The sequence below is a fragment of the Clostridium sp. SY8519 genome (genome assembly GCF_000270305.1).
Lineage (GTDB): Bacteria > Bacillota > Clostridia > Lachnospirales > Lachnospiraceae > SY8519.
Map to the genome: position 1 here is coordinate 357,227 of NC_015737.1, position 11,908 is coordinate 369,134.

General features: G+C 55.5%; 9 protein-coding genes. 1 reads left to right on the top strand and 8 read right to left on the bottom strand.

Features of this window, described 5'->3' with window-relative positions:
* Positions 1–5: 5 nt before the first annotated feature.
* The 4 genes from CXIVA_RS01790 to CXIVA_RS01805 all read right to left on the bottom strand — a co-directional run bounded on the left by CXIVA_RS01790 (position 6) and on the right by CXIVA_RS01805 (position 5,201).
* Entirely contained in the window at positions 6–1,190 is a 1,185-nt protein-coding gene (locus tag CXIVA_RS01790; RefSeq protein ID WP_013976297.1) for a cation diffusion facilitator family transporter, read from the bottom strand.
* A 174-nt stretch (positions 1,191–1,364) separates the two neighbouring features.
* Positions 1,365–4,016 carry a heavy metal translocating P-type ATPase gene (locus tag CXIVA_RS01795; protein WP_013976298.1) on the bottom strand — a complete coding sequence of 884 codons (2,652 nt, stop codon included), beginning with the start codon at positions 4,014–4,016 and terminating at the stop codon, positions 1,365–1,367.
* A gap of 15 nt (positions 4,017–4,031) precedes the next feature.
* Positions 4,032–4,385 carry a metal-sensing transcriptional repressor gene (locus tag CXIVA_RS01800; protein WP_013976299.1) on the bottom strand — a complete coding sequence of 118 codons (354 nt, stop codon included), beginning with the start codon at positions 4,383–4,385 and terminating at the stop codon, positions 4,032–4,034.
* A 270-nt stretch (positions 4,386–4,655) separates the two neighbouring features.
* Entirely contained in the window at positions 4,656–5,201 is a 546-nt protein-coding gene (locus tag CXIVA_RS01805) for a carbonic anhydrase (RefSeq protein ID WP_013976300.1), read from the bottom strand.
* Positions 5,202–5,436: 235 nt separating this feature from the next.
* Between CXIVA_RS01805 and CXIVA_RS01810 the strand changes: the two genes are divergently transcribed.
* Positions 5,437–7,230 carry an ABC transporter ATP-binding protein gene (locus CXIVA_RS01810; protein WP_013976301.1) on the top strand — a complete coding sequence of 598 codons (1,794 nt, stop codon included), beginning with the start codon at positions 5,437–5,439 and terminating at the stop codon, positions 7,228–7,230.
* A gap of 74 nt (positions 7,231–7,304) precedes the next feature.
* On the opposite strand, the gene CXIVA_RS01815 is transcribed toward CXIVA_RS01810, so the two are convergent.
* From CXIVA_RS01815 to fabF, 4 genes are all read right to left on the bottom strand, one after another.
* A complete protein-coding gene (locus CXIVA_RS01815) occupies positions 7,305–9,470 on the bottom strand; it encodes an ATP-dependent helicase (RefSeq protein ID WP_013976302.1) in 2,166 nt (721 codons plus the stop codon).
* A 167-nt stretch (positions 9,471–9,637) separates the two neighbouring features.
* Positions 9,638–10,156: a MarR family winged helix-turn-helix transcriptional regulator gene (locus CXIVA_RS01820; protein WP_013976303.1), complete on the bottom strand. Its 519-nt coding sequence runs from the start codon at positions 10,154–10,156 to the stop codon at positions 9,638–9,640.
* A gap of 56 nt (positions 10,157–10,212) precedes the next feature.
* Positions 10,213–10,647, bottom strand: coding sequence for a 3-hydroxyacyl-ACP dehydratase FabZ (gene fabZ / locus CXIVA_RS01825; protein WP_013976304.1), 435 nt, complete (start codon positions 10,645–10,647; stop codon positions 10,213–10,215).
* Between the two features lies 1 nt (position 10,648).
* A complete protein-coding gene (gene fabF, locus CXIVA_RS01830) occupies positions 10,649–11,905 on the bottom strand; it encodes a beta-ketoacyl-ACP synthase II (protein WP_013976305.1) in 1,257 nt (418 codons plus the stop codon).
* Between the last annotated feature and the right edge of the window lie 3 nt (positions 11,906–11,908).

An 11,908-nucleotide genomic window follows, 5' to 3' on the forward strand; every position in this document is an offset into this window, starting at 1 on the left:
TTCTCCTAACTTTCTGAAAAATCCGTATCCATTGCCACCTGCAGGGTATACTCCGGATACCGTTCCTGTACATCCGCGATCACATGGCGGTACAGCGCCCGGCGGTCCTCTGCCTCGAAGCCCACCACCAGATCAAACCGAATGGTCTTTTTTTCTTCATTCAGGTAGAAGCCGTGCATCTGACGGATATGTTCATGGCTCATGACAATTTTTCTGACTTCCTCCCGTACCTCCCGGGCCCGCGGATCCCTGGTGTTTAAGGAATACACACCGATGGCTGTCAGGATCACATGACATTCATGGTATACTTTTACCGCGATTTCCCGCAGCAGCTCATCCAGCCGGTCCACGGAACAGGTATCCGGCACTTCGATATGAATGGATCCGTTGTAGGTATCCGGTCCGTAGTTGTTCAGCACCAGATCGTAAGCGCCCTGCACTTCCGGAAAACTGCAGACAATTCCCTTGATTCTGGCCGCCATTTCCGCGTCTGCCCGTTCGCCCAGGATTTTGGACAGAGTCTCCCGCAGCATATCTATTCCCGATTTGATGATCAGAGCAGCGATTGCCGCGCCCAGCCACGCTTCCAGGGACAGCCCGGTCCACAGATAAATCAGCGCGGCAGCCAGCACTGCGGCAGAGATCACCGAATCCAGTGTGGCATCCGCCCCGGAGTTTTTCAGGGAGTCGGAATTCACCCGTTTGCCGCGGCTGGTGACAAAGCGCCCCAGCAGGATTTTCACAAGTACCGCCACTGCAATAATTACCAGCGGCACCGGCGCGTACTCCGGCGCCACCGGATGAATAATCTTGCCGATGGATTCCTTCAGGGCGGTAATGCCCGCGTAAAGCACCAGGACCGCAATCACCATTGCCGTCAGATATTCGATCCGTCCATAGCCGAAGGGATGCTTCCGGTCCGGCTCCTTTCCCGCAAGCTTTGTCCCGGCAATGGTAATGACCGAGGAGGCCGCGTCGGAAAGATTGTTGACCCCGTCCATGGTGATGGCGATGGAGTGGGTCGCGAGGCCTGCCAGCGCCTTAAAAGCTGCCAGCAGTACATTGGCCAGTATGCCGATCACACTGGTCCGGATAATCACCTGGTCTCTGGAGAGCGTCCCGCCGGCACCCCCGCTGTCCTGTTCTTCTTTTTCAAATTGTTCCTTTGTTTCCTTCAGTGTTCCCGCCATGGATTCCTTTTCTCCTCCCTGTGTGCTTTCTGGAATCTAAGCATAGCACCGCGGAATCTTCCGCGCAAGAACCGGAGCAAAAAGAACCGGGGCGTTCCTGGGAGCAGAAAGGCGGGATCCCTTCCGGAATCCCGCCTTTCTGCTCCCATCTGCTGTTTTTGCGGATGCATCTGTTTATTTTTCGATGGATACGAATTCGTAATCTTTGTCTTCCACCGCTTTCTGAATCTCCGCATCTGCCACGGCGCCGCTGAGGTTCAAAACCGCGGTTCCCGTCTCATGGCTGACCTGTGCGCTTTCCACGCCGTCCAGCGCCTCCAGCGCTTTCTTTACCGCAGCCTCGCAATGGCCGCACATCATTCCTTTAATATGTACTGTTTCTGTCATCTCACTTTTCTCCTTTCGTGTGCTGCATTCTGTATGATGAACAGCCGGCTCACCGGCTGCCGCATCCTCTTCTGTCTGTCCCGGAACGGAGTTTTCTTCCGGTTCGCTGCCCAGAAGCCGCCCCTCTGCATCTGTCGGTACCGGATGACGGGCCTTCCGGTCATGCCGGGGATCGAAAAAGCGGAACAGATTCAGCCGCAGCGCGTTGCATACCACAAATACACTGGAGCAGCTCATGGCCGCCGCTCCCCACATGGGGCTCATGAACAGCCCCAGCTTCGCATACGCGCCGGCCGCCAGCGGAATCAGCGCCACGTTATAGATCAGCGCCCAGAACAGATTCTGCAGAATATCCCGGTAGGTCTGCCGGGACAGGCGTATGGCTGCCGCGGCATCTTTCAGCCCGGATTTCATCAATACCACATCCGCGGCATCAATGGCCACATCCGTGCCGGCACCGATGGCAATGCCGATATCTGCCCGGGTCAGCGCAGGCGCGTCATTGATCCCGTCTCCTACCATTGCGGTCTTGCCTTTTTCCTGGAGGCGGCGGATGACGGCTTCTTTTCCCTCCGGCAGCACACCGGCCACCACTTCATCCACACCGGCCTGCCGGCCGATGGCTTCCGCTGTCTTCCGATTGTCTCCGGTCAGCATCACCACATGGAGTCCCATCTCTTTCATCTGACGGATGGCCTCCGCGGAATCTTCCTTGATCGTATCTGCCACGGCAATCACACCGGCCAGTCTGCCGTCTGCGGAAAAATACAGGGGGGTCTTGCCGTCTGCCGCCAGTATCTCTGCCTGCTGCCCCAGGGCATCGGGAATCTCGGCCCGGGATTCGATGAATCGGGCATTTCCCCCGTACAGGCGCTTTCCATCCAGGACTGCCGTCAGGCCGCTGCCGGTCATGGTCTGAAACTCCGAAACCTCTTCGGCCTCCATGCGGTTCGCGTCCGCATAAGCCATCACCGCTTTTGCCAGCGGATGCTCGCTCTTTGCTTCCAGCGCGGCTGCCAGACGAACCAGTTCCCTGTCGGAATAACCTTCTGCGGGAATCAGATCTGTCACCTGCGGCGTTCCCTTGGTAATGGTACCGGTTTTGTCCAATGCAATAATCTGCATGGTACCGGTCTCCTGCAGGGATTCCGCCGTTTTAAACAGGATCCCGTTCTTTGCGCCCATGCCGCTGCCTACCATAATGGCCACCGGCGTCGCCAGGCCCAGCGCGCAGGGGCAGGATACCACCAGCACACTGATGCCCCGCTGCAGTGCCAGTCCGATGTCTCCGCCGCTGAGCACCAGCCAGATCACCGTCACCGCTGCCGCAATCAGCATCACCGCCGGCACAAATACGCCGGAAATCCGGTCCGCCAGTTTTGCCACCGGCGCTTTGGTCGCCGAAGCGTCGCTGACCATGGCAATAATCTGGGCCAGCGTGGTATCCTCGCCTACCCGGGTGGCCCGGCATTTCAGAAAACCGCTCTGATTCAGGGTGGCCCCGGATACCCGGCTGCCCGGTTCCTTATCCACCGGAATGCTTTCCCCGGTCAGTACGGACTCATTCACTGCGCTGTTTCCTTCCAGTACTTCGCCGTCCACCGGAATGTTTTCTCCCGGACGAACCGCAAAGATATCACCCGGTACGACTTCATCCACGGAAACCTGCTGCTCCACGCCGTCCCGAATGACATTCGCCGTCTTCGGCGCCAGTTTCATCAGGCTTTTCAAAGCGTCCGTGGTACGCCCCTTGGAATAGGATTCCAGGGTCTTTCCGATGGTAATCAGCGTCAGGATCATAGCGGCAGACTCGAAATAAAATTCGTTCATCACCGGAGCTGCTGCCGCATTGCCTCCTCTGCTCTGCAAATCACTCATCACAAACAGCATCACCAGACTGTATCCGAAGGAAGCGCCGGCGCCGATGGCAATCAGGGAGTCCATATTCGGCGCCCGGTGCGCCAGGCTGCGGAATCCGCTGATGAAAAATTTCCGGTTGGTATACATAATAACCATGGTCAGCAGCATCTGCAAAAGCCCCATGCCCACATGATTGTCCTGCAGAAACGGCGGCACCGGCCATCCCCACATATGCGCACCCATGGAAAAATACATCAGTACCAGCAGCACGATTACCGAAGCGGTCAGCCGCCGGATCATCTGAGGCGTGGTCCTGTCTTCCAGCGCCTCTTCCTCTGCCTGCAGTCTCTCTGTGATTCCTGTCTTCTTTGCGGATTCAAAAGTCCTGATCCGGGCGCCATAGCCGGCGTCCTCCACTGCCCGGCATACCGCGTCCGCGTCCGCGGTGCCTTCCACCCGCATGGAATTCGTCAGCAGGCTGACGGACACATCGGTCACGCCCGGCACCTTTGCCACCACTTTTTCCACCCGGGCCTGGCAGGCAGCACAGCTCATTCCTGTTACATCATACTGTTCCACCTGTGGATCCCTCCTTTACTTCATCAGTTTCTGCAAAAGCTTCAACAGCTCATCCACCTTATCTTCCCTGCCCGCGCGGATGTCCTCCGTCACGCAGGTACGGATATGATTGGCCAGCAGAACCTTGTTAAAACTGTTCAGCGCCGCGTTTGCCGCAGCCACCTGGGTTATAATATCAATGCAGTAGGCATTGGCATCCAGCATCTTGCGGATTCCGCGGATCTGTCCTTCCACCCGTCTTAACCGGTTGACCAGATCTTTGTATTCTTTTTCCGAACGCTCCTTGGTCTTATGTCTGCAGCAGTCGGGAATGGCCTGTGTTTCTTCCAGATTTCTCTCTCCGGAACAGCAGTTCTTTCCATCAGCCATCTGGGTCTCCTCCTCTCCGTCCGAACCGCCTGACCCGATACAGGCATCCGGCGGTTTTCTGTTTTATGATGGTATCCCCTTATGGGATATCCACTTGTTTATATACCCTCACGGGGTATCTTCCTGTTTTCATCACTATATACCCCCATGGGGTACTTTTTCAATTGGCACTTTCCACAGTTTTTCCATAAAAAGGCACAAAAAATCTGTGCACTATATACCCTATCCGGGTATTTTATGCACAGTCCATCCTTCCGTTCCGGATTCTTTTTACAGGAAATCCACACAGCCGGTATCCAGATGATACATTGCGCCTGAGACCTGCAGATCCGGATGTTTTGCTTCTGCCTGCAGCGCCCGGCGGATCTGTTCCGCGCCGTAGCGGGCATTTCGGCAGCCGGCCCGGTAATCATCCGTCTCTTCCCCGATGGCAGGAAGGATCGATGCCACCAGAGAACCGATGAACCCGTCCTGCTGCCTGCGAATGGCCGCGTCCACCGCGCCGCACCGGGTATGCCCCAGCACCACCACCAGCGCCGCGCCCAGATGATCCACCGCATACTCGATACTGCCCAGCTGGTGCGCGTCAATAACACTGCCGGCCACGCGAATCACAAACAGTTCCCCGATACCGGCGGAAAAAACCGCTTCCGGGATGACCCGGGAATCCGAACAGGAGACGATCACCGCATAGGGGTGCTGGCCGTGCAGCGCCAGATTTCTGGCTTTCCTGGTCAGGTCTCCGGCGGGACAGTCCGTTTCCATAAAACGCTGATTTCCCTCTTTCAGTTTTTCTAATGCTTCTTCTGCTGTCATAATCTTTCCCCTCAATGCTAAACACTTTTTTACCATTATATCTATTTTCGTTCGATAAATCAATTTTTTAGCGTTTAGGAAATAAACTTTTCATCAATGAATAAACCTCAGGCAGCAGATCTGCCTCTGGCTCCCCCTTGCTTTTTTTCGGAAAATACATACAATAGGAATACAATACCCTCTTGCGGTATCAGTCTCAGGGCCCGTGCCCTGCGAAAGTGAGGTAATACCATTGATGAAAAAAGCAAACCGCACATCCACCACCCGCAGAACCCTGCACTATTTCTGGGCAGTGACTAAGACCCATCCCTTCATTTTCCTTCTGGGGATTCTGTCCACCCTGGGGTATGTGGGACTGCTGACCTATGCCAACAGCTACTACATGGGACGCATTGTCGATCGGGTGACTGTCGGATCTGTTCCGGCCGATCAGGTCTTTCCGGTCTTCGGTCCCTATATTGCAGCGCTGATTATTGTCAACATTGTGGGGCAGATCTGCTCCAAACTGCAGGACTACTCCTGCTGGAAACTGGAAATCTATGCCAGCTACGATCTGGCCACCACCTGTTTTGACACCCTGTCCAATCAGTCCATGACTTTTCACAGCAACCGGTTCGGCGGCTCTCTGGTCAGTCAGACTTCCAAATTCATGAGTGCCTATTCCCAGCTTGCGGAACTGATGATTTACTCCATTCTTCCGATGCTCTTCTCCGTCATCCTGATCATTGTTATGCTGGTACGGACGGTTCCGCTGTTTGTTCTGATCCTGTGCGTGATCCTGTTTTTCTATATCCTGGTCACTTATGTGATGTACAAACGGGCCCTGCATTTAAATTCCGAGGCATCTTCCGCTCAGAATGCCCTCTCCGGCGAACTGTCCGACGCGGTAACCAATATTCTTTCCGTCAAAACCTACGGCAGGGAAGACTATGAGCGCAGCCTTTTTGAAAAAGCAAATGCCGACGTGGTGCAGGCGGATTCCCGCCGCATGCGCTCTTCCAACCGCAAGGGCGCGGTATCCTCTTCCCTCATCGTCCTGATTATGGCTGTGGTTACGGTCTTTATCGCCGGCGGCAATGCCTGGTTCGGGATCTCTGCCGGTACGCTGGTGATGATGTTTACCTACACCTTCCAGCTCACCAACCGTTTCAATATGATCAATTCCACCATGCAGCGGTTAAACCGCGCCATCGGAGATGCCGCGGAAATGACGGAAGTCCTGGACGCTCCTACCCTGGTGGCAGACCGGCCGGATGCCCTCCCCCTGGAGGTACGCCATGGAGCCATTGATTTCAGCCATCTTTCCTTCCGCTATCCCGATGCAGGGGAGCAGGATCTGGTCTTTGATGATTTTTCCCTCCATATTCCCGCCGGACAGCGGGTGGGGCTGGTGGGACGGTCCGGATCAGGCAAAACCACCCTGACCAAACTCCTGCTGCGTCTCTCGGATATCCAGCAGGGTGAAATTCTGGTAGACGGCCAGAACATCTCGGCCTGCACCCAGCAGTCCCTGCGGCGCCAGATTGCCTATGTCCCCCAGGAAGCACTGCTGTTCCACCGGACCATTCGTGAAAATATCGCCTACGGCAAACCGGATGCCACGCCGGAGGAAATCCGTACCGCTGCCCGGGAGGCCAATGCACTGGAGTTTATCGAAAAGCTCCCCCAGGGGTTTGATACCCTGGTAGGCGAACGGGGCATCAAGCTTTCCGGCGGCCAGCGGCAGCGTGTGGCCATCGCCCGGGCCATTCTGGCAGACGCCCCGATTCTGGTGCTGGATGAGGCAACCAGCGCCCTGGATTCCGAATCGGAAAAACTGGTACAGGACGCCCTGATCCACCTGATGCAGGGCCGCACTTCCATTGTAGTGGCCCACCGTCTCTCCACCATTGCTTCTCTGGACCGGATCATTGTCCTGTCTGACGGCAGAGCAGCCGAAGACGGCACCCACGAGGAACTGCTGAAAGCCAACGGCGAATACGCGCTCCTGTGGGGCCGGCAGACGGGAGCTTTTCTGGAAAACGAATAGCAGATCCATCCGCTTCTGTGCCTTGTTTTAAGGGGCGGCAGCACCAGTTTCCGGTGCTGCCGCCCCTTATTCCGTTACCGATGCAGCAGGTTTCCCTCATACAGTACCCGCAGCAGAAATTTTCTCTCCTGATCCGCAAACCGTATGAGCACCGCATCCTCTGTGACTGCCATAACCTCCCCGGTACCGAACACCCGGTGCCGCACCTCCCCGCCGGTGTCAATCCCGGCCCGAAACTCTTCAAAGGTTTCTTTCGGTTTTCCGTGGAAGCTTCTCCCTGCAGCAGAACTGCGGACATATGCCGGCCGTGCGGTTCCTGAGGCTGCTGTCCCGGATGTTCCTCGTTCAGCAGTTCCCTCCGTTTTTCCCTGTGCCGGAATTCCCGCGCCTTTCATCAGTTCCCGGATAAACAGGGACGGCCGGGATTTCTGCCGAAACAGATACAGCCGGTTTTTTGCCCGGGTGACTCCCACATAAAACAGGCGCCGTTCTTCTTCGTAGGCTTCCAGCTCTTCTTTTTTCGCCTGCTTCGGATTCAGGGGGATGGATTCCGGAAAGATTCCGTCCGCCACATCCAGCAGATAGACCGTATCGTATTCCAGGCCCTTGCTGGAATGAATGGTAGACAGCAGGAAGGGACAGCCGGGATCATTTTCCTTATACCGCAGAATCCGCGCCAGCTCATCCAGACGGGCCAGCAGGGATTCCGGCGACGCTTCCCCGTAGGAAAGGCTGCGCAGGATATAAAGTTTGTTGTCGTTTATACCGGCCCGGTCCAGATAGGCCGCGTATCCCATGTCCCGGATAATCCGGCGGATGCCCTGATCCGCGGAATCTGTCAGAAGCGCCTGCAGCTGACTGCGGATATGGCGGACACTTTTCTCTGTCCCGGAAGTCAGCGGAAGAAACCGGACCGCCGCGTCCAGCACCGGAATCTGCCGCTCCCTGCTCAGGCTGCAGGCCGCCCGGGCCTTTTCTTTGCTCAGATAGGTTCCCATTTTATAGTAAATCTGCAGAAACAGTTCCGTATTTTCCGGATCCCGGGCAAACTGTATGATCTGACGGATATCCGTTACGATTCTGCTGGTAAAGAATCCGGGATCCGCGTTTTTTACCTGATAGGGAATCCCGTTGCGCTCCAGCAGATCTGCCAGGGGCAGCATGCTCTCATTGTCCCGGTACAGCACTGCGGTGCGGTTTCCGCAGTTGGCTGCTGCCTTCACCAGATAACTGTACTGCGCGTATCTGCTTCCCACTTCGATGGCTCGCACGATCCCCCTGTCGGTGCGGTGTGCCCGCATTTTTTTCTGATGTCTGAGGATATTTTTCTGAATAAAGGCATCTGCCGCCTGCACAATGCCCCGGGCGGAACGAAAATTTTCCTCCATCAGCAGCACCTTTGCCCCCGGATGTTCCTGCTCAAACTGCAGCAGGGCCTGGGGATAGGCCGCCCGGAATCCGTAGATGCTCTGGTCCTCGTCCCCCACCATAAACAGGTTGCCCTGTTTACCGGCCAGCAGGGCAATCAGCGCATGCTGAATCCTGGAGGTGTCCTGTGCCTCGTCCACACACAGATACGGATAGCAGCTGCGGAAATACTGCAGAGTCCGGGGACTGCGCCGCAGGATGGTGTAGGCATAGGCCATCTGGTCATCATAGTCCATAAGCCCCCGTTTCCGCATTTCTCCGTGGTAGCGCTGATAAATTGCGGAAATCTTCATCTGGGCCGTATCATCCAGCCTGCGGATTTCTTCCTCTGTCAGCATCATATTCTTGATATAGGTAATCAGTGTCCGTACGGTCTTGCGGTCATTTTCCGTCGCGTATCCGCCTTCCACCTGCTGATAGATCTCTGCCAGCAGATGCAGGATCTCTTTTTCATCGGTGACCAGGCGAAAGGCCTCCCGCCCGGTCTGCCGGCCATAAAAATAGATCACCCGGGCACAGATCCCGTTAATGGTACGGAATTCCAGATGCTGGGCCAATTTCGCTCCAAACCGTTCGGAAAAACGGTCTGCCATATCCCTGGTGGCCGCCGCAGTATAGGTCAGGGTCAGGATGCGCTCCGGCGCGATCCCTTTGCAGAAAATCATGTATGCCAGCCGGGTCACGACTGCCGTGGTCTTCCCGCTGCCCGGAACGGCCAGCAGAAGCACCGGTCCTTCGGTAAGCTTCACCGCTTCTTCCTGCTGCGCGTTCAGATGGATCCCATACTGCTTCTGAAACTCTTCAAATGTCACCCTGTACCCATTCCTTTCCTGGCGTTTCCTGATTTTCACTGTGCCCTATTGTAGCATATTCCGCCTTCTGAAAAAAGAACCGGCTGCCCTGTCTTCCACTGCTTCACCGCCGGATCCTGCTTCTGATCCGGCGGCGAAACCGTTTCTGACACGGCAGCCGCCTGCTTTTATTCTTCTGTACTGTCTTCCGTCTCCATGGACGCTTCTTCCTTCAGTGTCCCGTCGATCCGGCGTCCCGGCCGGTGGTACTGAGGCACCTCCGGCATCAGCTTCCGGGACATGGTCTCCAGGATATGCCGGAGAAATTCCTGCTCTTCCCGGGTCAGATCCGTCTTTAACCGGTCAAACACCTGGCTCTGATACTGACAGCTGATATTGTAATAGTCAATATATTTCTGGGTCACTTCCAGATAATATTCCCGCTTGTCCTTCTGGGACTGCACTTTGCGCACATACCCTTTTTTGATCATGTTGTTGACCTTGTATGCGGCATTTGGCGGAGAGATCTGAATAAACGATGCAAATTCGTTGATGGTGGGCCGTCCCATGGCATAGATCACTTCCATGCAGAAGGTCTCCACGGTGGTCAGCGTTGCTTCCCGGTTGCCAAAACTGCGGAATACTTCCCGGTAAAAATGCATCTTGAATTTCTCATATACTTCGTAAAATGCTTCTGTTACATCCAATGTCTTCCCTCCATGGATCCTGTATTTTCCCCCTTCGCCTGCAGATCCGGCATTCCTTACTCCGTCTGCGAAATTGCAAATGTAAGCTCTGCCGTAACTGCTTTCTGTCCGTCTACGGAAGCCACTGCTCTGCCTTTGCCCACAGGTCCCTTGCGGGAAATGATCTCACAGTGCAGCTGCAGCACATCTCCCGGCTGAATCTGCCTGCGGAATCTCGCGTTGTTCACTCCGCCGAAAAAGACAAGTTTTCCCTTATTTTCCTCTTCGGTAAGAAGCGCCACTGCCCCGGTCTGTGCCAGCGCTTCCAGCACCAGCACCCCCGGCATTACATGATGGCCCGGGAAATGGCCGCAGAACTGCATCTCATTGGCGCTGACGCACTTGATGGCATCCGCGAACTGTCCCGGTTCACATTCCGTCACCCGGTCAATCATCAGAAAAGGGTACCGGTGAGGAAGGATCTCCTCAATTTCATTCGAATTCAATCTCATCTTAAGACCTCTGCTTTCTGAATACAAGGGTAACATTATGCCCGCCAAATCCGAGGGAATTGGATATAGCGACATTTATCGGGGAAGAATAGCCTTGGCCGGGCACGATGTCCAGGTCGCATTCCTCATCCGGTACCTGATAATTAATGGTGGGCGGCAGAAAATCCTGCTCCATTGCCTTTACGGTCAGAACTGCTTCCACTGCCGCGCTGGCGCCCAGGAGATGGCCGGTCATGGATTTTGTGGAGCTGATTTTCAGCTGCTTTGCATGGGCGCCGAATACCTGCTTCACCGCTGCGGTTTCACACCGGTCATTCATCGGTGTGGATGTGCCGTGGGCATTGATGTAATCCACTGCCTCCGGCGCCACCTGCGCGTCTTTTAACGCATCTGCCATACAGCGGGCTGCCCCGGCGCCGTCCTCCAGAGGAGCGGTGATATGATGGGCATCACAGTTTGCGCCGTATCCTGCCAGTTCTCCGTAAATATGAGCGCCTCTGCTTACCGCATGTTCGTATTCTTCCAGAATCAGGCAGCCTGCGCCTTCTCCCATTACGAATCCCCTGCGCTCTTTATCAAAAGGAATCGAGGCCCGGGAAGGATCCGATTCCGTGGTCAGTGCTTTCAATGTGGTAAATCCGCCGATGGACAGGGGAGTAATGGCTGCTTCTGCCCCGCCGCATACCATAAGGTCCTCATAGCCGTCCCGAATCAGACGAAAGGCGTCTCCGATGGCGTTGGCCGCGCTGGCGCAGGCGGATACCGTACAGCTGCAGTGTCCGTGAAGTCCGAAGCGGATGGCAATCTGGCCGGCAGCCATGTTGGAGATGGATTTCGGAATAAAATGGGGAGACACCCGGTCAAACCCCTTTTCCAGTCCTTTGGTCTGCTCCTGTTCGATAGTGCTGATGCCGCCGATTCCGCTGGCCATAATGATTCCCCAGCGATTCCGCTCTTCCCAGGTATCCGTATCCCCTTCCGGTTCTTCCAGTCCCGCATCTGCCATGGCCTGCACAGCCGCTGTCATGGCAAACTGGGTATAGGGATCCATTTTTCTCAGTTCCCGTTTGTCAATGTATTTCTGAAAATCCGGATCTTTGACTTCACCGGCCAGGGTCACTTTCCGCCCTGCGGTATCATAGTGTGTAATCGGCCCGATTCCGTTTTTTCCCTGCAGGACAGCATCCCACGCTTCTTCCACGGTATTGCCGATGGGGCAGATGATGCCCAGTCCGGTAATTGCTACTCTTCTGCTCATGTT